We start from the raw sequence: 24,944 nt of genomic DNA, 5'->3' as shown, positions 1-24,944 counted from the left end.
TGTTTCATGTTTTTTGCTTCTTTTTTTATGAATCTAAATAAGTTTGAATTGTTTCTAAAAACTGAGAGCCATATTTGGCTAATTTTACTTCACCAATACCCGTTATTTTAAGTAAGTCTGCGTCTGTTTCAGGAAGAGACTGACACATTTCTTTTAATGTGACATCATTAAAAATCACATACGCAGGAACTCTTTGTTCATCAGCTAATTCTCTTCTTAACATTTGTAATCGGGCGTAAAGTGCTGGATTTGGTACGTCTTGTTCTGAAGCATGTTCTTTTTTGATAACTGGTTTTGTTTCTTTAAAGGCAATCATTTGGATAGGCTCCTTTCCAAACAGGCCTTCTGAAGCACGCTCACCAAGTGTCAGAACAGGGTAGTCATCATTTGATTGGGCTAAATATCCTTCCGCCAACATAAAATCAATTAAATGACGAAGTTGTTTTTCAGACGTATCACTCATAATACCGTAAGTAGATAAATGATCTAAACGTAATTGTTTAAGTCGCTGCTTGGTACTTCCTCTCAAAACATCTACTACCATGGTAATCCCATAATTTTCGCGCAGACGCTTGACGCAAGAAAGAACCTTTTTTATCGAAGTACTGACATCGATTTTTTCCGATTGATTTAAACAGTTAGAGCAATTTCCACAATAATAAGGCGCTTTTTCACCAAAATAATGCAACATATATTGCCTTAAACAGTTTTGCGTGAAACAATAATAAGACATTTTCTTCAATCGTTTTTGTTCTAGATTTTTAAACCATTCGGCTTCTTCTGTTGGTAACAGACTATTCTCCGCTTGTTTTTGGATTAAAAATTGATTAGTCACGACATCTTTCCCACTGTAAAGTAGGAGACAGTCGGCAGCTTCGCCATCTCGTCCAGCTCGACCGGCTTCTTGATAATAGTTTTCCATATTTTTAGGCATATTGTAATGAACGACAAAGCGTACGTCAGCTTTATCAATTCCCATGCCAAAAGCATTCGTCGCTACCATGATTTGGGCGACATCTCTAACAAATGCTTCTTGATTTCGATTGCGCTCTTCATGTGAAAGACCGGCATGATAATAAGTAGCCTCATAGTCATGTTCAATCAGTAAATCTTTTATTTCTTCTACTAATTGTCGCGTTTGACAGTAGATGATACCTGACTGTTGAGAATGTTCAGCAATAAATTGGAGTAAACTCTCCTTTTTATGCTTGCCTTTTTTTACAGCAAAAGACAGATTAGGTCGGTCAAAGCCAGTGGTCACTTGGAATGGATTTTCTAACGCTAAAATTTTAATAATATCTTCTTTTACCAAAGGCGTAGCAGTGGCTGTGAAAGCACTCATAACTGGACGCTTGGGCAGTGTGGTCACAAATTCCATAATATCAAGGTAATGAGGGCGAAAGTCTTGACCCCATTGAGAAACGCAATGCGCTTCGTCAATACTTACCATGTCAATTTGAACGGTTGAACTAAACGCTAAAAAACGTTCAGTTAAAAGTTGTTCAGGGGCAACATATAGTAGTTTTATTTGGCGTTCCTGACAGGCACGTAAGACAGCATATTGTTCTTGATAGGTCTGTGAGCTATTTAGATAACCAGCAGGTAATCCATTTTGTTGTAGAGCCATGACTTGATCTTTCATCAATGAGATGAGTGGCGAAATGACTAATGTCAGATTGGGCATGATGAGTGCGGGAATCTGATAGCAAATTGACTTTCCAGCACCAGTCGGCATAATGCTCATCACATCTTGCTTCGCTAAAATAGCGTCAATAATAGCTAATTGTCCTTCCCTAAATGTATCGTATCCATAGTAATGCCGTAAAATATCATGTGGTGACATAACTTAAAGACTCCTCTCTAAACATTCCCTTATTATAGCATATTTGATTAAAGCGTTTATACTTGCGAAAAAATGAACAATATTCTATAATATAATATATGAATGGTTATTCATTTGAATGAAAGAAGGGATTTATATGACAGAAAAACACCACCATGACCACGATCATGGAAAACTACCAGTGATATTGTATATCGTGGGCCTTATTGTGTTTATTGTAGCGTTGTTTTTACCAGAAAAAAGTTTGCAACAAAATGTGACCTTTGTTATCGCCATGTTGTTGACGGGTTATCATGTGATTGAAGAGGGGATTTTAGATACGATTCATTCAACGGTTGACGCAAAAAAATTCACCCCAAACATTCATATTTTAATGACAATTGCCGCAGTTGGCGCTTCATTTATTGGAGATTTTTTAGAGGGGTCTCTTTTAATTTTAATTTTTGCTACAGCGCATTTTCTTGAAGATTATGCAGAAGGAAAGAGTAAACGTGAAATTACGAACTTGATGAAGATGAATCCCACAGAAGCTCGGCTTATCCAACCAGATGGTAGCACGAAAATCGTCAGTGTTAAGGAGCTTAAAGTTGGGGACCAATTACATGTTTTAAATGGTGACCAAGTACCAACGGATGGGGTCATTATCTCTGGTGCAACGAGTATTGATGAATCCGCAATTAATGGTGAAAGTATTCCTCAAGAAAAACAAGTAGGCGATACTGTATTTGGGAGTACGATTAATGGAAATCATACGTTTACTATGGAAGTAACCAAAAATGCGGATGAAACGTTATTTGCCAAAATTTTACAGTTAGTTAATGAATCGCAAGCCAGTATGCCTAAAGCAGCGACGAAGATACAAAAAATAGAACCTATCTATGTTAAAGCAGTCTTAGCGATAGTCCCCATTTTTATCTTAATCGGGCCATTTGTATTCGGCTGGTCTTGGTATGAGAGTTTTTACCGCGGCATGGTGTTTCTAACTGTTGCCTCTCCGTGTGCTTTAGCGGCAAGTGCTGTCCCAGCTACATTATCTGCTATTTCTAACTTAGCGAAAAGAGGCGTTCTTTTTAAAGGTGGCGCTTATCTTGCTAATATCGCTCAACTGAAAGCTGTTGCCTTTGATAAAACGGGCACGTTGACTAAGGGTGAACCGTCAGTTACAGATTATTATTTTATTGATAATCAAGACCAAGTACATATTGATGTGATTGTCGCTATGGAAAAACAAGCGAATCATCCGTTAGCTGAAGCAATTACGCGTTACTTTGAAATAGAAGAAACGATTGAGTTAGAGATGGAAAATGAAATCGGCCGTGGATTGGTCGCGCATCACGAAGGCGATGAATACCGTATTGGCAAACCGAGTTTGTTTGAGAAGGTACCCGCTCAAATTAAAGAACATGAGATTCAATATGCGAATGAAGGAAAGACAGTCGTGTATTATGCGGTTAATCAAGAAGTTAAAGGGCTAATTGCCATGATGGATTTACCGAATGAAGAAGCAAAAGAAGTTATCTCTTACTTAAATAGTGAGGGAATACATACGGTGATGATTACGGGAGATGCTACTTTGACTGGTGAAGCTGTCGCACGACAAATTGGTATGGACGAAGTGGTCGGCAATGTACTGCCTGAAAATAAATCAGAAATTATCAAACAAAAACAAGCAGAGTACGGTTCGGTTGCGATGTTGGGTGATGGTGTAAACGATGCACCGGCTTTAGTACAAGCAAATATCGGTATTGCCATGGGGGATGGAACTGACGTTGCCATGGAAGTGGCAGATGCTGTATTGATGAAAAATGACCTGTCTAATTTAAGCTATGCGCATCGCGTATCTAAAAAACTAGATAAAATCATTTGGCAAAATATTTATTTCTCATTAGCCGTGATTATTTTATTAGTCATCTTAAATATATTAGGGAAAATGAACTTGTCAATTGGTGTAATTGCACATGAAGGAAGTACTTTAGTCGTGATATTTAATGGTTTGAGAATGTTATTACCGCCTAAAAAATAAAAATGACTCGTCTACATTATGATGTAGACGAGTTTTTTTATAAATGTTCCACAAAGAATGTAGTAATCTCATCCATAAGAGGAATGGTCACTAAGTGTCCTTCATTTTTCCCTGTTAAAAAGACCGTTTGTTCACCGTAAGACTTTGTTTTAATGGTTTCATAAAAATCAAAAGCTTGTTCATAAGGAATACGGTCATCATCCGTTCCATGCCAGATTAAAAGCGGTCGATTCGCCAGTTTTTCAGGCTGTAAACTCAAATCGTAATGTGGAATCCATGAAAGCAGGTGGTCCATTTCCGGTGGATAGCCGTATGGTACGCGTGCGTTGATGTGATCTTTCATATAACGATAATAGCGATAAGGTTGTGGCGTCCCCATGATACTAGTGCCGACTTTTATAGAAGCATGTTGACTCATTAAAGCGGCCGTGGTAATTCCTCCCATAGAGTAGCCTCCTACACCAATTCGCTCATCTAAAATCAATTCGCGTTCTTCATAATAACGAACTAGCACATGATACTCAGCTAAGTTATATTGGATACTTGACCAAAAAGTAAAGGTCGGGATGGATGAAATCTCTGTTACACGTCGCTCACCATGGTGCATGGCGTCTGGTAAAACAACGCGGAAGCCTTCACGAGCTAAACGGCGTGCTTGAGTTAATACTAATTCTTTATTATTGCGCCAACCGTGATAGTAAAGAATTAGAGGTAAGGGCTCATTTAAAAGAGTTTCGGCAACGACCTCTAAAATGGGAATTTCAGCAATATGACGTTCTTTTATACTTAGTTTCATTAGAAAACTCCTTTGTTTTCAATCATTTGTTAATCTTAGTATAAGAGTGTTTTAATAAAAACTCAAAAATAATGTTTGATTTACTCTTGACATTTTTAAAAGAACTCAGTATAGTTAATTTTAATCAATATAGACTCAAGTGAAGAGAAAAGTAAATGGTCGCTTAAAGCCAAGAGAGATTCTGGTAGGTGTGAAGAATCGTGCGAGTGATGATTGAAAATGGTCTCGGATGAGTTGAAAGGTGAGCGCGGATGCGTAAGCCATTCACGGATAGGACACACGATATCGTGTCGCAGTTTACCTAATAGGTGTACTGGTCGAGGTTTATTTTGAGAAAAATAAACAAATCAAGGTGGTAACACGAATCTACATTCGTCCTTGCAACTTCTATTTGAAGTGCGAGGACGAATTTTTTTATTTTTAATAATAAGATACAAGGAAGAGATAAGTAAAAGATGTCGCAGCGTAACAGAGAGTCTGGTAAGGTGAGAGCAGACACGATAGGCGGTCTTTGAAAATGGTCTTGGAGTATCACATACCGAGTGACAGACGTCGTAAGGCTATGTTGGGTGCACCCATTATCGTGCTAGAGTATAACTTTTTTAAGCGTACTCGAAGAGTATTTATCAGTGATGATAAGTAAAATAAAGGTGGTAACACGCAAGCGCGTCCTTTCTAAACAGTTAGTCTGTTTAGAGGGGCGCTTTTTTTATTATAAGGAGGAAATGAAATGATTGAATTAAAAAATATCGATGTCACTTTTGAATCCAATAAAAAAACGATTCACGCGGTTCAAAATGTGTCGCTTGCTATTAATAAAGGAGAGGTATACGGCATTGTAGGATATAGTGGGGCTGGTAAAAGCACATTGGTAAGAGTGATGAATCTATTGCAACGCCCAACGTCGGGGGAAGTGTGGGTCAATCAACAAGCCTTAACAGAACTTTCTGATAAAGGGTTGAGACAGGCTCGTAAGAAAATTGGTATGATTTTCCAGCATTTTAATTTATTACCATCGCGAACGGTCTTAGAAAATGTTTTGTATCCTTTAAAAAATAGTTCTCTTTCGCGTAGTGAAAAGATAAAAAAGGCTCAAGAGTTACTGGCATTGGTTGGGTTACAAGATCATTTGACGCAATATCCGAGCCAGCTTTCTGGCGGACAGAAGCAACGGGTGGCAATCGCACGTGCCTTGGCTAATGAACCTGATGTGCTGTTATGTGATGAGGCGACGAGTGCTTTAGACCCGAAAACAACGCAAGATATATTAGCTTTGCTGAAAAAATTAAATGAAGAACTAGAGTTAACAATCGTTTTAATCACCCACGAAATGCAAGTAGTAAAAGATATTTGTGATCGCGTAGCTGTCATGCAAGATGGACGTGTGATTGAACAAGGGCCTATCTTACAAATCTTTACCCAACCTCAAGAAGCACTAACGGTTGATTTTGTCCAAACGGCGAATCACTTTGCAAAGCAGATTGAAACCATTGATGAACATCCAAGCATGGTAAACGTCCAATCTCCTGACCAGCTTGTTCATTTGTCTTATGTTGGCAGTCAAACCAATCAGCCTTTAATTGCGAGTCTTTATGAAAGGTTTCATGTTAAAGCGAATATTTTATACGGCGATATCGATGTGATTCAAAAAACACTGGTCGGGAATTTATTAGTCGTCTTAACAGGAGAACCGGATGCGATTGAAAAGAGTAAGACGTATTTAACTGAAGAGGGTGTATTTGTGACACGTATTGACTATCAAACAAAGGGAGGTAAAAAATAATGGAAGCAAAATTAGCAGCGTGGTTACCGAATGTGGTGACTTTAAAAAACGAGTTTATTCAAAGCACACTTGAAACACTTTACATGGTAGGCGTGACGGCTTTGATTGCCGGAATATTAGGTATTATTTTAGGGGTCTTACTTTTAGTCACGGCACCTCAAGGGATTTTAGCAAAGCCGGCTGTTTATCATCTCTTAGATAAGGGAGTGAATATTTGTCGGTCAATTCCGTTTGTTATTATGATAGCGATTATTGCCCCTGTTACAAAGTGGATTGTTGGGACGCGAATTGGGACGACAGCTTCAATTGTTCCTTTAGTCATTGGTACTGTTCCTTTTTTCTCACGTCAAATTCAAAATGCTCTTTTGGAAGTAGATGACGGTTTAGTTGAAGCAGCGGAATCAATGGGAATGAGTCCAGTTGAGATTATTTTTACAGTTTATTTGAAAGAAGGATTGCCAGCAATTATTCGCTCATCCGCTCTGACCATTATCAATCTGATTGGGCTGACGGCGATGGCAGGAGCTATTGGTGGCGGTGGATTAGGAAATTTAGCGATTGCTCGAGGCTATAATCGTTTTCAAAATGATGTGACGTGGGTTGCTACGTTAATTTTATTAATTTTAGTGTTTATTAGCCAATTAGTTGGTAATTATTTTATAAAGAAAACAACACATGAATAGGAGAATGGAAGATGAAGAAAATTTTAGGTAGTATTATCACGGTTGTTTTAGCAGTAGTTTTGGTAGGATGTGCAGGCGGAAAAAATAAGCAAGATGCTATTAAAATAGGAGTGGTTGGCGAAAATAATGAAGTATGGGAGCACGTTCAAAAAGAACTGGAGAAGCAAGATATTACACTCGATATTGTTAGTTTTTCTGATTACAATCAACCAAATGCAGCTTTAGCTGATGGAGAGTTAGATTTAAACTCGTTTCAACATCAAATCTTTTTAGATAATTATAATGCTGAGCATCAAACGGACTTAGTGAGTATCGGCAAAACGGTCATCGCACCTTTAGGTATTTACTCCACTCAGTTAACATCACTAGATGAGTTAAAAGAAGGGGATGAGGTCACGATTCCTAATGATGTCACTAATGGTGGTAGGGCATTAATTTTATTACAAACGGCAGGTTTAATAAAACTATCTAAAGATAGCACTCAGACTCCTACGGTGAAAGATGTGACTGAAAATCGCTTGAATTTAAAAATAACTGAATTAGACGCTGCACAGGTAGCTCGAACACTGGAAGATGCTAAAATCGCCATTATTAATAGTGGATTAGCGGTAGATGCAGGCTTTATACCGACAGAAGATGCTGTTTTCTTGGAGCCAGTAGACGAGAAATCTGATCCTTATATTAATATTATTGTAGCTCGTAAAGAAGACAAAGCGAATGAAACGTATCAAAAAATAGTGAAAGCCTATCAACAAGAAAGTACAAAAAAAGTAATTGCTAAAACATCAAAAGGAAGTTCAATTCCAGCTTGGTAAAATGAAAGGGGAAACTATTATGACTATCCAACATACAACATTAATGACAGCACTTGAAGAATTAGAGCCACAAATCATTGAATGGCGTCGCTACTTACACCAGCATCCAGAGCCAAGTTTAAAAGAGTACCAAACGAAAGAGTGGATTCAACAAAAACTCACGCAACAAGACATTCCATTTGTTTCAGTGGGAGAAACGGGGACGTTAGCGACGATTAAAGGTGCCCAAGATAATGGCAAGACGATTTTATTACGTGCGGATATAGATGCATTAGAGTTGCCGGATGAAACAGGAACGTCGTATGCTTCGCAACATGAAGGGTTAAATCATGCGTGTGGACACGACGGTCATACGGCGTCACTTTTAGCAACGGCATTTGTTTTAAATGACTATCGTGAGGCTTTTTCTGGGACGGTATTAATCGCGTTTCAACAAGCTGAGGAAATTGGAGCAGGTGCGCGTCAATTTGTTGAAAGTGGCTTATTAGGAGAGGTGGATGAGGTTTTTGGGATTCACTTGGACTCTAGCGTACCTGTTGGTAAACTTTTAGCCGTGCCAGGCCCTACCAATGCTTCATGCGATATTTTCAAGATTAAAGTGAAAGGTGTTTCAGGTCATGCTGCACGTCCTGATTTAGGACGCGACGCATTGCTTTCAGCAGCAAGTATCGTTGTAGAGCTACAAAAAATCGTTGCTCGTGAAATTAATCCATTAGAATCAGTCGTAGTCGCTGTAGGTGTGTTGGATGCCGGTACGCGTTATAATATCGTTGCTAATACCGCGGTGATAGAGGGGACTGTGAGAGCCTTTAGTCACGAAAACCGCCAGCATGCAGTTGAAGCAGTCGAACGGATTGCACGTCAAGTAGCGTCAGCTCATCGAACAGAAATTGAATTTGAAGTTTACGATGCGGCAGCACCACTCATTAATGATGCAGTCTCTGCAGAAAGAGCAGCGAAGGTAGCAAGTGACATTGTGGGAGCGGAAAATGTGATAACCAATCAGTTGCCGAGTTTAGGAGCGGATGACTTTGCTGATTTTCTCGCGATTGCTCCTGGAGTATATGGACGTGTGGGGACACGTCATGCTGAAAATGAAAAGACGCACTATGCTCATCATCATGAAAAATTTGATATTGATGAACGTAGCTTGCTTTTAGCAAGTCAGTATCACTTACGATATGCTTTAACTTATTTGAAAGAAGAGTAACAATTGCATACTTTATAGTAGAAACAAAGGAATCTGATTAGAATTCCTTTGTTTTTTTTGTCTATTTTTTTTGACGTGCTACAATAGGAGAGAAAGAAAGAGAAAAGAGGGCAAGTATGTTAGCTTCATATTTTAATATATTAGTTGTGTTTGCTTTAGTTTTAGTCGGATATCGGTTAAGTCGGAAGGGATGGTTTGATGAAACGACGACGGGGTTGTTTTCCAAGTTAGTGCTAAATATTGCATTACCTTTCAGTATGTTTCTCAATATTACCAAGCAGTTTACTCGCGACCAGTTTATGTCGCTTGTATCAGGTATGTTAGTGCCGATATTATCAATCGCCATTACCTTCATCATAAGTACGATATGGGTAAAAGTGGCACGTGTACCGGCTACGCGACAAGGTGTGTTTCGCACGATGTTTACTGCTTCTAACACCATTTTTATGGGGCTTCCCATTAATCTTGCGATTTTTGGTGAAAAAGCAGTTCCTTATGTGTTACTCTACTATATCTGTAATACGACATTTTTTTGGACGTTGGGAATTTATTTAATTGCCCAAGATAATCTTGAACAACAAGGTCGTGTGCAATTAAACTTTGCAGGGGTGACGAAAATGCTAATGTCACCAGCTATGTTAGGGTTTATTTTAGGACTTGTTTGGATGATGTTAGCATTACCAACACCTGCTACGTCAGATAGTATGTTTATTACCGCTTTTTATCAATTTTCTCAGTATTTAGCTCAGTTGACGACCCCATTATCCATGTTTGTCATAGGCATGATTATTTATCGAACGGGGTTTAAGTCATTGCAGATGAATCGCGAAACATTTGGTGTCTTAGTTGGTCGGTATCTTGTGTCACCAATTGTTGTTTGGTTGCTTGCCTTAGCTATCCCAATTCCGTCCTTAATGTTAAAGGTGTTTATTGTTCAGTCAGCGATGCCTGCTCAAAATTCTATGCCAATTTTAGCTCAACAGTATGGTGCTGATGTCAAATTCACGACGACGACGCAAGCATACACATTCTTAATCTACCTAGTTGTGATTCCTATTTTAATCTTTTTAGTGAAATAAGTTAGTAAAAATCATTTTTTGTGCTATAATGCTACGAGAATAACGTTACAAGAAAGAGGTGGAAATGTTGTCCACATTTACCGATTATCAATTAGCGCCATTTCTAATGGCAGCTATCGAGAAGAAACAATTTAAACAACCGACAGAAGTACAACAACGCTTAATTCCTTTAATTCAAAAAGGGCGCAGTGTGGTGGGACAGTCACAGACTGGTTCAGGAAAAACGCATACCTTCTTATTACCGCTAGTGAATAAAATAGATGCTACTCGTGATGAGGTTCAATTAGTCGTCACAGCACCGAGTCGGGAACTAGCCAATCAGATTTATCAAGAAGCAATCGAGTTAGTGGCAGATGCACCAGAAACGATACGTGTTAGTTTGTATGTTGGTGGAACCGATAAACAGCGTCAGTTAGCTAAACTTGAAAATCAACAGCCACATATCGTAATCGGAACGCCAGGCCGTATTCTAGATATGATGAATGAGCAAGCGTTAAAAGTCCATACGGCTGAGAGTTTTGTCGTGGATGAAGCGGATATGACACTAGACATGGGATTTCTAGCAGATGTCGATCAAATTGCTGGTCGCTTGCCTGAAAAATTGCAAATGCTTGTCTTTTCTGCCACGATACCTGAGAGTCTTAAACCATTCTTGAAAAAATACATGGAAAATCCCCATATCGAAGTGGTGGAATCGAAAACAGTTATTTCGGATACGATTGATAACTGGTTGATTTCAACCAAAGGGAAAGATGCTAACTGGCTGATTTATGATGTTCTAAAGCAAGGTCATCCATACTTAGCGATTGTCTTTGCTAACACTAAAACTCGGGTTGATGAGATTACTGAGTTTTTAAGAGAACAAGGATTAAAAGTTGCGAAAATCCATGGAGACATTACTCCTCGTGAACGAAAACGAGTGATGCGTCAAGTTCAAAACTTGGACTATCAATATGTGGTGGCAACAGACTTAGCGGCACGTGGGATTGATATTGAAGGGGTTTCACATGTTATTAATGCAGAAGTACCAAAAGAACTAGACTTCTTCATTCATCGTGTGGGTCGAACAGGCCGTAATGGTTTGGAAGGAACGGCTGTTACGCTTTATGAGCCGGGCGATGAACGCGCGATTATTGAATTAGAAAAACTTGGGATTAAGTTTCAACCAAAAGAAATTAAACGCGGTGAAATCGTCGATACTTATGATCGTAATCGTCGTAAGAAGCGCGAGAAACAAGCGAAAGAGCTTGACCCGCAAATTATGGGACTGGTGAAGAAAAAGAAGAAAAAAATTAAACCGGGCTATAAGAAAAAAATTCAGCGTGCTATTTCTGAAAAAGAAAAACAAGAGCGTCGTGTAGCTCAACGTCAACAGACTCGAGCGAAAAAGAAAGCGACGAAAGAACGCTATCAGTCTAAATAACGTTGGAAAATGCTCATGACGCGTCATGAGCATTTTTTTCAGTGAAGTTAGGAGAAAACAAGATGCTAAATTTAGCGATATTAATGCTAGAACGTGGTGGCTTAATTATTATTCTAGCTTATTTACTCATGAATATTTCTTACTTTAGAGAACAAATGAAACAACGACAGCGTTGGCAAACGCAAGTGATGTTGATGATTGTATTTGGTATTTTTGCTGTGATTAGTAATTATCGCGGTATTGAAATCATGAATAATGTGCCAGTTTTTAGCAATCCAAGTCTCACGCTTTCCTCCAAATCTGCTTTAGCTAACACGCGTGTTTTGACGATTAGCATTGCAGGGTTAGTAGGAGGTCCCATTGTTAGCATGGTAGTCGCCATTATTGCAGCGATTGTGCGTTACTTTCAAGGGGGCAATCAAGCATTTATCTACGTACTTTCTTCCTTACTAATTGGTGCGAGTGCTGGTTGGTTTGGGAAGCCGTCTTTAAAAGAAAATGAGTTTCCGAAAGTAACGTATGCGATGCTAGTAGGTATGTTAATGGAATGTGTTCAAATGGCGTGCATTTTAACCTTTAGCCGTCCATTTGAACATGGTATTGATTTAGTAAAGTTCATTAGTATTCCAATGATTTTAGTCAATACAGTTGGAACAGGCATATTTTTGTCTATTATTCGCTCATCGTTACAACTAGAAGAACACGCTAAGGCAGCTCAAACAAGTGATGTTTTAGGATTGGCAAATGCGACCCTTCCTTATTTTAGGAGTGGGTTTAATCGTGATTCTTGTGAGTCAGTTGCCAAAGTTTTTATTGAAAAAATGGACGTGGCTGGTGTTCAGCTTGACAATGGCGAGTGCGTGTTGGCGTTCGAAGGAAACGAACATATCCTTGCACGTTACGCCGAGTCATCTAAAGATTGTACGCGAATCGTGGACGATGCTTGGCAAGCTGAAGAAGCATTGTTACAAGTCGTTTTAAAATCTGAAGAGCAATCGATTGGGCATCTCACATTGTTTTTTGAACAGGCATCGGACATTACTTCCGCAGATAAACGTTTGATAGAAGGTTTAGGCACGATTTTTTCAACGCAAATAACGTTAGGGCAACTGGAAGCTCAACATAAGTTGTTACAAGATGCGGAAATTAAATCCTTACAAGCGCAAGTCAATCCTCATTTCTTCTTCAATGCTTTAAATACGGTTTCAGCTTTAATACGTGTTGACAGTGAAGAAGCGCGACGATTACTATTAGAATTGAGTCATTTTTTCCGCTCGAATTTGCAAGGAACGCGCGATGTCTTAATACCTTTGAAACAAGAGTTGCGACAAGTACAAGCCTATATTAATTTAGAACAAGCGCGATTTCCTAATCGTTATGTCGTTGACTTTCAAATAGAGGATGGGTTAGCCGAAACGCTATTACCACCTTTTGTTATTCAAATTTTGGTTGAAAATGCCTTCAAGCATGCTTTTGGTACGCGTAAAGAAAACAATCGTATTGAAGTGAGTTTATCGCATGATACACAGCATTTATTATTATCGGTTTCCGATAACGGATTAGGTATCGAAGACACGCGTCTAAAAACACTTGGAAGACAACCGGTCAGCTCAGATTTAGGAACAGGCTCGGCTTTAGAAAACTTAAACCGGCGATTAGTTGGACTATTTGGTGAAGTTGCTCAATTAAAATTTGAGACATCCTCACTCGGCACGACAGTATCTTGCCGAATACCGATTCAGAAGGGAGATATGTGATGAATATTTTATTAGTCGATGATGAACCGCTAGCACGAAATGAACTGAGTTATTTACTTTCAAATATTGTGAGTGTTGACCATATTACTGAAGCTGATAGTATCGTAGAAGCGATGAATGTGCTAAAACAATCAGACTTTGACGTGGCATTTTTAGATATTCAATTGACGCAAGAAAGTGGTCTAACTTTAGCAAGACAAGTAAAGGAACTTGCGGACCCACCCTTGATAGTTTTTGCTACAGCACATGATGAATATGCGGTAAAAGCGTTTGAATTAGAAGCATTTGATTATATTTTGAAACCCTTTGAGCAAAGTCGTGTTTTAGAAGTTATGACGCGAATTGAACGACATTTTCATGACCAACGTCGAAATGTTGTGGAAAATATTGAAGAGCGAGAAAAGCCCTCAGCAAAATTGCCCATTAAGGTGGATGAATCTATTTACTTGTTAGCCAAAGATGATATTATCATGATTACTGTCGTAAATGGTCAAACAATCATTACCACAGCCCAGAAAGAATATCCTGTAAGTAAAACATTAAAAGGGTTGATGAAAAAGTTGGAAACTCCTCCTTTTTTACAAGTTCATCGTGCATTTGTGATTAATTTGGAAAAAGTATATGAAATTCAACCTTGGTTTAATCAGACCTATCAAGTGACGATGAGCAACGGTCAAAAAGTGCCAGTAAGTCGTTCTTATTTAAAAACATTTAGAGAAATATTAGGCCTAGACGTCTAATTAAAACAGTACTTAAAAAAGAAAATTTTTTAAGTACTGTTTTTTATTGTGATTTTATGAACATTGATATGTAACTCATCCGTGTTAAAAAGTAACTCAACGACAATTAATGTTATTTCATCTTAAAAACCGTCTATTTACCAGTTATTTTAGTACACTTATTATATAAGTAAACGTTTACAAAAGAAAAACAAGGAGGAAATATCATGTTAACTTTACTAGGGGGAATTGCGTTACTAATAACGGGTTATCTGATTTATGGACGTTACATTGAAAAAAACTTTCAAATTGATCCTAATCGTGTCACACCAGCAGAAGCCTTACGTGACGGTTTTGACTTTGTCCCAATGTCAAAAGGAAAGAATGCTATTATTCAATTATTAAATATTGCTGGGACAGGTCCTATTTTTGGGCCTATTATGGGGGCACTTTATGGTCCAGTAGCTTACATTTGGATTGTCATTGGGTGTATATTCGCTGGGGCTGTCCATGATTATATGTTAGGGATGATTTCTCTTCGAAACAACGGAGCGCATTTACCAGAATTAGCAAGTAAGTATTTAGGAAAACCTGTCAAACATGTGGTAAATATCTTTGCTATGTTGTTACTCATCTTGGTCGCGACAGTGTTTGTCACGTCACCTGCCAACTTAATCGATAACTTAACACCTGATTGGTTAGTTTTAAATGTCATTATTGGGTTGATTTTTGTTTACTATCTCATTTCAACTATTCTACCTATCGATAAAGCATTAGGAAAAGTTTATCCATGGTTTGGCGCTATTTTAATCATTAGTACGATAGCGATTGGGATTAGTTTATTAGTAGGACATGGTGGTTCGATTCCGAACTTGACGCCTTCTGCTTTATCTAATTGGCATCCAAAAGGCACGCCAATCTTCCCAATCTTATTCTTCACGATTTCTTGTGGTGCACTTTCTGGTTTCCATGCGACACAATCACCGATGGTTTCACGTACCGTGACAAACGAAAGAGAAGGGCGCTTTACTTTTTACGGCATGATGATTGCCGAAGGAGTTATCGCAATGATTTGGGCAGCAGCTTCTATGACATTATTTGATGGTCAAACATTAAGCAGTATGATTGATGCTGGTACACCTTCTATGGTCGTGAATAAAGTATCTTATATGTTACTAGGTAGTTTCTTTGGTACATTAGCGATTGTCGGAGTCATTGTGTTGCCATTATCTTCAGGATTGTCAGCATTTAGAAGTTTAAGAACGATTGTAGCAGACTACTTAAATATTAAACAAGATACAATGAAAAAAATCTTAATGGTAACCATTCCTTTATACTTAATCTCTATTGCTTTAACACAAGTTGATTTTAACTTATTATGGCGTTACTTTAACTGGGCGAACCAAGTAACAGCAGTCATTGCGTTGTTAGTTTCTACTCGCTACCTATTCTTAAAGGGCCGAAATTACTTTGTGACATTTATTCCAGGTATTTTCATGTTGTACGCCTGTGTCGTGTATATTTTAGCTGAACCGATTGGCTTCCGCTTAGGTTTAGGAACATTGACTTATGTACTAGCAACAGTCTTAACTGCTGCGATGGTTGTTTTATTCTGGAAAACAGGGAAAACACAAAAAGCAAACTTGACACCAGATAGTCCTTTATTAAATGATCATTTACCCATTGTAGTAGAAGGTAAATAGTTTTAGATACAGTCAGTTAGAGGCGACTCTTTCTGACTGTCTTATTTTGAGAGGTTAACTTCGTAAAACCTAACCAAATTATTCAATCGTATTCTCATTTATTTTTAATTTTTTGAAAGAGGGTTGCTTAAAAAAAGACCCTGTTTCTTCCTATATATAAGAGAATGAAAAAGTAAAAAAAACTTTTGATTTATTAAATGAGACGTGCTCGATAAAGCACGCCATTATTGCCAATATGTTTGTAATTAGTGAAATTATATGTTAATTTTAAAAGAGTAATATAAGAAAAAGATGAAGTGAAATTAGATGCGACTGCGACTTATTTTCTAAAATATTTCTGAAATAATGAGTCGTTTTCTGCTTTATAAGTGAGATGCCTCTCACTGAAAAAACCTAAAGTTACCAACAACATACACTTCATATGTGGTATTTACTTTAAGAGTTAACCAAGATATAATCAAAGTATCACATAGAAGAAGGAGTGTTATGAAACGGTAAGGTGCAGTGAGTGATAAGATGAAGGTTGAACTCATCTTAGGGAATAGGCGATTCACTTAAGCAGATAGATGGAACTTGTCTGTCTTGTATCTGAATCGGATGTAAAAGGAGGGAGTCATTTGGCTAAGGAAGTGTTTGATAAAGTTTATCAAGCGGAAGCAGAAGCAAAACGCATAATAGTAGATGCGAAAGAAGAAGCAGATTTTATTCAACAGCGTGTTAAAGAACAGCTCAAAAATATTAAAGAAAATTATCAACAACAATTGACAGATTACGAAGAAACATTGCAACGTGATTTGCGCTCAGATATTGCTGAGAAAGAAGAAGCAGTTATCGGGCATATAGAAACAGAGAAAGTTCATTTAAAAGAAGCATTTGAAAAAAATCGCGAAGAAATGACAGATTACATTGTACAGGTGGTGTTAGCACGATATGGCCGTAGCTAAAATGAAGCAAGTGTCGTTAGTCGTGTTGAAACAAGATCGTGCTGAGATGATGGCAGCTATTCAAGCGTTTCAGGGCGTCGAGTTACGTCCGCTTGAAGAAAATGCGACTATATTTGAAACAGATCGTACTCAACTAGCAGAAACGACACGAAAACTACAACAATTACATAGTGCACAGATGGTCATAAAACCTTTTAAACCAAAGAAGACGATGAGTGAAACGCGTCAAGGTCGTTCCGAATTTACAATGGAAGAACTGACTGCGTTAACACGTGAGAACAAGTTCGAGCAAGTGACTGACGATATTTTGGCACTCGACCAAAAGCGTAGTCAGCTGCAAGGGTTGCGTAAGAAAAATCAAGAAAAACAAACCGAATTGCAACCGTGGTTAAAACTTGACGTGCCGCTCGATGAAATCCCTCAACTTAAGCAAACGCAAGCTGAAATTGGGACGGTTTCGAGTGTTATTAAATCAGATTTTATGCAAGCGGTGGAAAAAGAGAAGCGACCTATTTATATAGAAGAGTTATCTGATATAGAAGGAGTTACCTCTTACTTCTTGTTGTATCACCAGCAAGATGCGGAAACAGTGGATGGATTGAAGTATCAGTATGCTTTTCAAACAGAGGCATTACCCAAAGGTGGTTTACCTTATGAAACGTTGCAAGATTTAAAAAAAGAAGAACGTGAATTGGTTGAACGTGAAAAGGAAACCATGTCACGATTAAAAGAATTAGCGAAAGAGTATCAGATTCTTGATTTAGCGGAAGAATATTTTGAAACGCTTCAAATTCGTCATCAAGAAAGTGAGAAATTAAGTCAGACGGAGGCGACAGTAGTTTTAACAGGGTGGTTAATTGCGGAGGAAGAAGAAGCATTTAAATCCTTTTTAAGTCGTAAGTTTCCGTCAGGACATTACTATTTGACGATTGAAAACATTACAGAAGAAGTAGCAGAAGAAGAGATTCCAGTTGCTTTAACTAATAATAAACTGGTCGAACCATTCGAGATGTTTACTGAGATGTATAGTTATCCAAAATATCGTCAGATAGATCCAACGCCATTTTTAACACCGTTTCAACTTGTCTTTTTTGGCATGATGTTAGCGGATGTGGGATATGGTGCTTTACTGTGGATAGGAACATTTATCTTAAACCGATTCTTTAATCTCGACCGTGGTTTAGCTCGTAGCATTCGTTTCTTTCACTTATTATCTTATGCAACCATTGTTTGGGGAATTATCTATGGGTCAGCATTTGGTGTAGAGTTACCGTTTCATGTCTTATCGCCAACCGAAGATGTTATCCAAATACTGATACTTTCTGTTGTGTTTGGTATCATTCAAATTTTAACAGGGTTAGCAATTGGTGCATATGGTTCGTTAAGACAAAATGATATGAGTGGGGCATTGTCGGGTAGTATTTCTTGGTTCTTAGCTTTAACAGGTGTGTCATTATTAGCACTTGGGAAGTTTGCCTTTGAAATGCCAGCTTTAGTCACAGTAGGATTGGCGTTAATTGTGGTAGGAGTCTTTTTAATAGTTTTCATGCCCGTATTTACAACGAAGAAATCACGTATTGGTGGATTTTTTGCAGGGTTATGGGAATTATATGGAGCAACCAGTTATATCGGAGACATTGTCAGTTATACACGTTTAATGGCATTGGGATTAGCAGGTGGTAGTATCGCCTCTGCGTTTAATACCATTTTAGCGTTCTTGCCGACTTGGGCTCAGTTTACAATTGGGATCTTTTTAGCATTAGCAATGCACGCGCTTAACTTTTTCTTATCAACTTTAAGTGCGTATGTTCACTCAATGCGTTTGCAGTACGTTGAGTTTTTCGGCAAGTTTTATGAAGGTGGCGGTCGAAAATTCGCGCCTTTTAAAGCAGCAGAGAAACACATTTATTTAAAACAAGAAAAAACGAAATAATTTAAAATTCGGAGGAATGAACAATGAGTCTTTTACAAGAAAACATGGGATACTTTTTTACAATGATTGCGATTGGATTAGCAGTAGGCTTACCAGGAGTTGGATCAGCTTATGGTGTCGGAACAGCTGGGGAAGCGGCAGCCGCTTTAATCTCAGAACAACCTGAAAAATTTGCTCAGTCACTTATCTTACAATTACTACCAGGTACACAAGGATTGTATGGCTTTATTATTGGATTCTTTATTTTCAACCAAATTGGCGAACCAACTGATATCGTACATGGTTTACATTTAATGGGTGCGGCTTTACCAGTTGCTATCACAGGCTTATGGTCAGGTATGCGTCAAGGTCGCGTGTCAGCTGCGGGTATGCAAATTTTAGCTAAAAAACCTGAAGAAACAACGAAAGGTATCCTTTACTCAGCGATGGTTGAGACCTATGCTATTTTAGGATTTGTTATTTCTATTTTCTTAGTATTAGGAGCTTAATCAATAATAGAAGTTGGGAGTAAATAAATATGGAAAACATCGAAACAATTACAGGTTTGATTTTACAAGAAGCAAAATCAAAATCTGCAACCATTTTAGATGAAGCAAAATCAAAAGCAGAAACGTTTTTAAATGAGCAGTCTGCTATTTTAGAACAAGACTTCCAAAAAAGTAAAGAAACAATCAAAAGTAATCTGAATCACCAACATGAAAATGCGATGAATCATGAAGATATGAAAGAGCGAAAACAGTTAGCAAGTTTTCGTCAAGAGTTATTTATTTCTTTGTTTGACGAAGCAGAGCAGCGGATGAATGATTTTACAAAAGAAGAATTGTTTCAGTTTTTTGAAGCCGCAGTAAAAAAATCACTGTTGACTGGCGATTGTGAAGTCGTCTTAGGCGAACGTAATAATGCGAAACTAACACAGGCTGATTTAGATCAAGTTGCGAGTAAATACGAAGACTTACACTTAACATTGTCGGAAGAAACGATTCCTTATCAAGGTGGTTTTGTTTTAGTTCAAGACATTATTGAATATGACTTTTTATATCGCTCATTGTTAAATGAAATTAACAAAGATATTGGTGGCGAAATTTTAGCGAAGTTATTTGAATAGGAGGGGTTGAGATGGCAAAGGACACACTAATTCAAACGAATGTCCAAGTATCAGTGCGCGAGTCTCAACTTTTATCTGAAGAGACAGTGGATCGTTTGATTCAAGCAAATAGTTATGAAGAAGCAATCCAAGTCATGTTAGACTCTTCTTATGCACGATATTTTCGTGATAATCAAGCAGCGTCGCTTTCAGATATCTTTGCTCGTATTAGAGTGGATTTGTTAGATTGGGCATATGAAATTAATCAACATCAACTTTATTTAGCGGATATCTTCGCGGCGAGCGAGTTGTTTCATAACGTAAAATGTGTGTTGAAAGAAAAAATTACAGGTCAATCATTGCGTGAGTTGCGTTTAGAGGGGTCACGATATACGATTCAAGAAATAGAATCACTCGTTCAAACCTCTAAGCAAGGACGCCTACCAGACGAAGTTAGAGAGGCTGTTTATCAAGCGATATCATCGTTTGGCGAGTGGCGTTCGCTTCAACGCGTCGAATTGATTGTCGACCAATTTTACTTTGAGTATATTCGGCGTTTAACTAATCAAGCAAATAGTTCAAACGTTACTAGTTTTGTGCAAATATGGATTGACTTACATAACATCGCAGTGTTATTGCAACTTCCTAGAGAACAACAAGATATTGCGCAATTAGCCTTTATAGAAGGTGGCAATATTAGCGAGTCTAGTTGGATGATGTTATATCAAGAGCCAGTTGAAGCAGCCGGTCAATTTTTTGCTACGACGGATTATCATGGACTTTGGCAACAGGCAGTTGAGCCGGGTGGATTAGATCAATTTGATAAAGCGGTTGATAATTGGTTAATGAAACGCTTGTCGGGTGCGATGATTTCACCATTTGGCGTGGAAAAGTACTTAGGATATATGGTAGCGAAGCAAATGGAAATAAAAAATTTGAGATTGATATTATTTGCTAAACGTTCAGGATTAGCAGAGGATCAGATAGAAAAGAGGGTGAGACGTCGATATGAATTATAAGATTGGAGTAGTGGGTAGTGAGGATGCTGTTTTCCCATTTTCAACACTGGGGTTTGCTACTTTTTCTCCTAAGGAAACATCAGAAATTCGTCGTCAAATTCAACTATTAGCTAAAGAAGGTTACGGTATTATCTATATATCAGAAGATTATTTAGCCAAAGTACCCGAGGTTCTTTCACAATATGACCAAGATATTGTGCCGGTCATCTTACCTATTCCCGCCGTTGCGGATACAGGTCGCCAAAGTTTCGGCAAAGAACGTATTCAAAAAATGGTCGAGCAAGCAGTCGGTACAAATATTTTATAGACACGAATGAATGATAGAGAAGGTGTAGAAATGAAAGCAGGTACAATTATTAAAGTTTCTGGTCCTTTAGTTATGGCTAAAGGAATGGAAGAAGCAAAGATTCAAGACGTATGTTTAGTTGGTGAAAATCAACTGATTGGTGAGTTAATTGAAATGCGTGGCGATATTGCCTCTGTTCAAGTATACGAGGAAACATCTGGAATTGGGCCGGGTGAACCGGTTGTCAGTTTAGGTGAAGGACTATCGATTGAGTTAGCACCTGGTATTTTAACGCAAATGTTTGACGGTATTCAACGTCCACTTGATAAATTTATGGAAGTGACAAATAGTGACTACATGGTGCGTGGGACACAGGTTAAATCACTTGATCATGACAAGAAATGGGCATTTGAAGCTAAAGCACAGGTTGGCGACAAAGTCGCAACAGGTGATATTTTAGGAACGGTTCAAGAAACCCCAGTCATTGAGCATCGCGTTATGGTGCCGCACGGGATCGAAGGAGAAATTGTTTCAATTTCTTCTGGTGAGTTTACTATTGTCGAGCCTGTCTGTGTGATTAAGACAGCAAATGGAGAAAAAGAAGTACCAATGCTACAAAAATGGGAAGTTCGTCGAGGACGCCCGGTAGCAGAAAAGAAAGTCCCTAAAGAGCCGATGATTACTGGACAACGTGTCATTGATACATTATTCCCAGTGTTAAAAGGTGGGGTAGCGGCAGTTCCTGGACCATTTGGAGCAGGTAAAACAGTCGTTCAGCACCAAATCGCGAAATGGTCAGACGTTGACATCGTAGTCTATGTTGGCTGTGGTGAACGTGGAAATGAAATGACCGACGTTATCAATGAGTTCCCAGAATTGATTGACCCGAATACGGGTGGGTCGATTATGGAGCGAACAGTCTTGATTGCGAATACGTCGAACATGCCAGTAGCAGCTCGTGAAGCATCTATCTATACAGGAATTACAATTGCCGAGTATTTCCGTGATATGGGTTATGACGTGGCAATCATGGCGGATTCAACATCACGTTGGGCGGAAGCGTTGCGTGAAATGTCAGGACGTCTTGAAGAAATGCCTGGTGATGAAGGATATCCAGCTTACTTAGGTAGTCGTATTGCTGATTACTATGAACGAGCAGGTAAAGCGACTGTCTTAGGTTCTGATGAACGTGAAGGTAGTATTACAGCGATTGGTGCAGTTTCTCCTCCAGGTGGAGATATTGCTGAACCAGTTACACAAAATACCTTGCGTGTTGTAAAAGTCTTCTGGAGTTTAGATGCTACATTAGCACGCAGCCGTCATTTCCCAGCGATTGATTGGTTGACGTCTTATTCGTTATATTCAAACCCAGGTAGATTATACATTGATCAGCATGTTGCGGATGACTGGAGTCAAATGGTTCAATGGGCAACAGAAGTTTTAAGTGAAGAAAATCGTTTAGAAGAAATCGTTCAGTTAATCGGGATTGATTCATTATCAGGTCAAGACCGTCTAACATTAGAATATGCGAAATCATTGCGTGAAGACTATCTACAACAAAACGCATTTGATGATACGGATACTTATACATCCTTACATAAACAACATACGATGTTAAAAATGATTTACACATTGGCTCAAAAAGCAAATGAAACTCTAGAAAACGGCTTCTACTTTGATGAAATTATGGAACAAACAGCCAAAGTAAGAGAAAAGATTGCACGTAGCAAATACTTGCCAGAAGAAGATGAGGCAGCCTACAAACAAATCTTCGTTGACTTAGAGGACGTGTTTGAAGCAATCAATAAGAAACAGGCAGGTGACTTAGATGATTAAATCATATCGTAGTATCGGTGAAGTAGTCGGTCCGTTAATGGCAGTTGAAAATGTTTCAGGTGTTAAATATGATGAATTAGTTGAAATTGAAATGCAAGATGGCACGATTCGTCGTGGACAAGTTTTAGAAGTCAGTGATGACCGAGCACTTGTCCAAGTTTTTGAAGGAGCAGCTGGGGTTAATTTAGAAGGGTCGAAAGCTCGTTTTATGGGACATCCTTTTATGCTCTCTGTTTCAGAAGATATGATTGGACGTGTGTTTGATGGGTTGGGTGAGCCTAAAGATGGTGGCGAACCGTTAATTCCTGAAAAACGTTTAGATATTAATGGGGAACCTATCAATCCGATGGCACGCGACTATCCTGATGAATTTATTCAAACAGGTGTGTCAGCTATTGACCACTTGAACACACTTGTTCGTGGACAAAAGCTTCCTATTTTCTCAGCAGCTGGTTTACCTCACCAAGAGTTAGCGGCACAGATTGCGCGTCAAGCGAAAGTGTTAAATAGTGATGAGAACTTTGCGGTTGTGTTTGCGGCCATTGGAATTACCTTTGAGGAAGCCAATTTCTTTATCGATGACTTTAGAGAAACTGGAGCGTTAGAACACTCAGTTATGTTCTTAAACTTAGCGAGTGACCCTGCGATGGAACGTATCTCCACACCCAAAATGGCATTGACTGCAGCAGAATACTTAGCCTTTGAAAAAGGGATGCACGTATTGGTTATTATGACTGACTTGACAAACTATTGTGAAGCGTTACGTGAAATTTCAGCAGCACGTCGTGAAGTGCCTGGACGTCGTGGTTATCCAGGATACATGTATACCAACTTAGCTACTGCAGGTCGTATTCGTGGAAAGAAAGGGTCTGTAACTCAGATTCCAATTTTAACGATGCCAGAAGGGGATATTACGCATCCAATTCCGGATTTAACTGGTTATATTACAGAAGGACAAATTATTTTAGACCGTTCTCTGCAAGAAGCGGGGGTTAACCCACCGATTGATGCTTTAACGTCATTATCTCGTTTGAAAGATAAAGGGACAGGTGAAGGAAAAACGCGTGATGACCACGCAGCAACGATGAACCAACTATATGCAGCGTACTCACGTGGAAAAGAAGCGAAAGAGTTAGCGGCAATTCTTGGGGAAACAGCCCTTTCAAAAGCAGATCAAATTCACGCTCGTTTTGCGGAACGCTTTGAAAAAGAATACATTAACCAAGGCTTTACAACGAATCGTACGATTGAAGAAACGTTAGACTTAGGTTGGGAATTGTTGTCGATGATTCCACGCGACGAGTTGAAACGAATTAAAGATGACATGTTAGATAAGCATTTAACAAAAGAGGGGCTGATTTAAGGTGAAACGCCTAAATGTACAGCCGACACGGATGGCGTTGACGAAGTTAAAAGAGCGTTTAAAAGCGTCACAACGTGGGCATAAGCTTTTAAAAGACAAACAAGATGAATTGATGCGCCGTTTTATCTCGATGGTACGGGAAGCCAATGAATTGCGTGATGACGTTGAAAAACGTTTGCGTTCTGTTTATGATAATACAACTTTTGCCAAATCGGTGTTTCCTGAAGAAATGATGCGCAATACCTTTTTTCTAGAAAAACCGTTAGCATCCGTTGATATTGAAGAGCAAAATTTGATGGGGCTTTCTGTTCCGAATATGACCTTTAAAAAAGAAGAAGCAGAAGGGACGGCTTTTCTCGTCAATAACCTTGCGTTGAAACAAGCGTCTGAAGAAATGGCTGACTTGTTGCCAGATCTTTTACGTTTGACTGAATTAGAACAGCGATGTGTATTACTAGCTGATGAGATTCAAAAGGTAAGACGTCGTGTTAACGCGTTAGAGCATTTGACGATACCGCGTCTACAAGTTACGATTCGTTATATTCAGATGAAATTAGAAGAAGGCGAACGTGATAATGTCACACGACTAATTAAAATTAAAGAGCTTGAAGGGCAAAAAATTGCGCCAATCAAGAAATAAAAAGA

21 protein-coding genes are annotated in these 24,944 nt (G+C 38.6%); 19 read left to right on the top strand and 2 right to left on the bottom strand.

The window, feature by feature from the left end; genetic code table 11:
* Window positions 1-25 precede the first annotated feature (25 nt).
* A complete protein-coding gene (gene recQ / locus CBF33_RS03990) occupies window positions 26-1,843 on the bottom strand; it encodes a DNA helicase RecQ (RefSeq protein ID WP_126761821.1) in 1,818 nt (605 codons plus the stop codon).
* A gap of 136 nt (window positions 1,844-1,979) precedes the next feature.
* Between recQ and CBF33_RS03985 the strand changes: the two genes are divergently transcribed.
* Window positions 1,980-3,866 (top strand): heavy metal translocating P-type ATPase, encoded by a 1,887-nt coding sequence (locus CBF33_RS03985; protein WP_244919683.1) that lies wholly within the window; start codon window positions 1,980-1,982, stop codon window positions 3,864-3,866.
* A 37-nt stretch (window positions 3,867-3,903) separates the two neighbouring features.
* Here the strand turns inward: CBF33_RS03985 and CBF33_RS03980 are convergent, their stop codons facing one another.
* Window positions 3,904-4,662 carry an alpha/beta fold hydrolase gene (locus tag CBF33_RS03980; RefSeq protein ID WP_126761817.1) on the bottom strand — a complete coding sequence of 253 codons (759 nt, stop codon included), beginning with the start codon at window positions 4,660-4,662 and terminating at the stop codon, window positions 3,904-3,906.
* 730 nt (window positions 4,663-5,392) lie between these two features.
* Between CBF33_RS03980 and CBF33_RS03975 the strand changes: the two genes are divergently transcribed.
* From CBF33_RS03975 to CBF33_RS03890, 18 genes are all read left to right on the top strand, one after another.
* Window positions 5,393-6,445, top strand: coding sequence for a methionine ABC transporter ATP-binding protein (locus tag CBF33_RS03975; protein ID WP_126761815.1), 1,053 nt, complete (start codon window positions 5,393-5,395; stop codon window positions 6,443-6,445).
* Complete coding sequence (locus CBF33_RS03970; RefSeq protein ID WP_126761812.1) at window positions 6,445-7,128, top strand: methionine ABC transporter permease; 684 nt, start codon at window positions 6,445-6,447, stop codon at window positions 7,126-7,128. Before CBF33_RS03975 ends, CBF33_RS03970 begins: the two co-directional genes overlap by 1 nt.
* A gap of 11 nt (window positions 7,129-7,139) precedes the next feature.
* Window positions 7,140-7,943 carry a MetQ/NlpA family ABC transporter substrate-binding protein gene (locus tag CBF33_RS03965; RefSeq protein WP_126761810.1) on the top strand — a complete coding sequence of 268 codons (804 nt, stop codon included), beginning with the start codon at window positions 7,140-7,142 and terminating at the stop codon, window positions 7,941-7,943.
* Window position 7,944: 1 nt separating this feature from the next.
* Window positions 7,945-9,153, top strand: a complete 1,209-nt coding sequence (locus CBF33_RS03960; protein WP_126762041.1) for an amidohydrolase — start codon at window positions 7,945-7,947, stop codon at window positions 9,151-9,153.
* Window positions 9,154-9,269: 116 nt separating this feature from the next.
* Window positions 9,270-10,232, top strand: coding sequence for an AEC family transporter (locus CBF33_RS03955; RefSeq protein WP_126761808.1), 963 nt, complete (start codon window positions 9,270-9,272; stop codon window positions 10,230-10,232).
* A gap of 64 nt (window positions 10,233-10,296) precedes the next feature.
* Window positions 10,297-11,655 (top strand): DEAD/DEAH box helicase, encoded by a 1,359-nt coding sequence (locus CBF33_RS03950; protein WP_023605398.1) that lies wholly within the window; start codon window positions 10,297-10,299, stop codon window positions 11,653-11,655.
* Between the two features lie 62 nt (window positions 11,656-11,717).
* Window positions 11,718-13,412 (top strand): LytS/YhcK type 5TM receptor domain-containing protein, encoded by a 1,695-nt coding sequence (locus CBF33_RS03945; RefSeq protein WP_126761806.1) that lies wholly within the window; start codon window positions 11,718-11,720, stop codon window positions 13,410-13,412.
* Window positions 13,412-14,152 carry a LytTR family transcriptional regulator DNA-binding domain-containing protein gene (locus tag CBF33_RS03940; RefSeq protein ID WP_126761804.1) on the top strand — a complete coding sequence of 247 codons (741 nt, stop codon included), beginning with the start codon at window positions 13,412-13,414 and terminating at the stop codon, window positions 14,150-14,152. The genes CBF33_RS03945 and CBF33_RS03940 overlap by 1 nt, the downstream gene beginning before the upstream one ends.
* A gap of 206 nt (window positions 14,153-14,358) precedes the next feature.
* Window positions 14,359-15,834 carry a carbon starvation CstA family protein gene (locus tag CBF33_RS03935; protein ID WP_126761802.1) on the top strand — a complete coding sequence of 492 codons (1,476 nt, stop codon included), beginning with the start codon at window positions 14,359-14,361 and terminating at the stop codon, window positions 15,832-15,834.
* Window positions 15,835-16,451: 617 nt separating this feature from the next.
* Window positions 16,452-16,778 (top strand): hypothetical protein, encoded by a 327-nt coding sequence (locus CBF33_RS03930; protein ID WP_126761800.1) that lies wholly within the window; start codon window positions 16,452-16,454, stop codon window positions 16,776-16,778.
* Window positions 16,765-18,711: a V-type ATP synthase subunit I gene (locus tag CBF33_RS03925; protein ID WP_126761798.1), complete on the top strand. Its 1,947-nt coding sequence runs from the start codon at window positions 16,765-16,767 to the stop codon at window positions 18,709-18,711. The genes CBF33_RS03930 and CBF33_RS03925 overlap by 14 nt, the downstream gene beginning before the upstream one ends.
* A gap of 23 nt (window positions 18,712-18,734) precedes the next feature.
* Window positions 18,735-19,199, top strand: coding sequence for a V-type ATP synthase subunit K (locus tag CBF33_RS03920; RefSeq protein ID WP_023605392.1), 465 nt, complete (start codon window positions 18,735-18,737; stop codon window positions 19,197-19,199).
* Between the two features lie 29 nt (window positions 19,200-19,228).
* On the top strand, window positions 19,229-19,816 hold the full coding sequence (locus CBF33_RS03915) for a V-type ATP synthase subunit E (protein ID WP_023605391.1): 588 nt from the start codon (window positions 19,229-19,231) through the stop codon (window positions 19,814-19,816).
* An 11-nt stretch (window positions 19,817-19,827) separates the two neighbouring features.
* Window positions 19,828-20,814 carry a V-type ATPase subunit gene (locus CBF33_RS03910; protein WP_126761796.1) on the top strand — a complete coding sequence of 329 codons (987 nt, stop codon included), beginning with the start codon at window positions 19,828-19,830 and terminating at the stop codon, window positions 20,812-20,814.
* Window positions 20,804-21,121, top strand: a complete 318-nt coding sequence (locus CBF33_RS03905) for a V-type ATP synthase subunit F (RefSeq protein WP_023605389.1) — start codon at window positions 20,804-20,806, stop codon at window positions 21,119-21,121. The genes CBF33_RS03910 and CBF33_RS03905 overlap by 11 nt, the downstream gene beginning before the upstream one ends.
* 30 nt (window positions 21,122-21,151) lie before the next feature.
* On the top strand, window positions 21,152-22,936 hold the full coding sequence (locus CBF33_RS03900) for a V-type ATP synthase subunit A (RefSeq protein WP_023605388.1): 1,785 nt from the start codon (window positions 21,152-21,154) through the stop codon (window positions 22,934-22,936).
* Window positions 22,929-24,299 carry a V-type ATP synthase subunit B gene (locus tag CBF33_RS03895; RefSeq protein WP_126761793.1) on the top strand — a complete coding sequence of 457 codons (1,371 nt, stop codon included), beginning with the start codon at window positions 22,929-22,931 and terminating at the stop codon, window positions 24,297-24,299. Before CBF33_RS03900 ends, CBF33_RS03895 begins: the two co-directional genes overlap by 8 nt.
* Before the next feature lies 1 nt (window position 24,300).
* A complete protein-coding gene (locus CBF33_RS03890; RefSeq protein WP_023605386.1) occupies window positions 24,301-24,939 on the top strand; it encodes a V-type ATP synthase subunit D in 639 nt (212 codons plus the stop codon).
* Window positions 24,940-24,944 lie beyond the last annotated feature (5 nt).

Origin of the sequence: Vagococcus lutrae, assembly GCF_003987555.1 — a bacterium.
Classification (GTDB): domain Bacteria; phylum Bacillota; class Bacilli; order Lactobacillales; family Vagococcaceae; genus Vagococcus_A; species Vagococcus_A lutrae.
The sequence above is the reverse complement of the archived record's forward strand: the minus strand, read 5'-3'. Positions and strand labels throughout refer to the sequence as shown.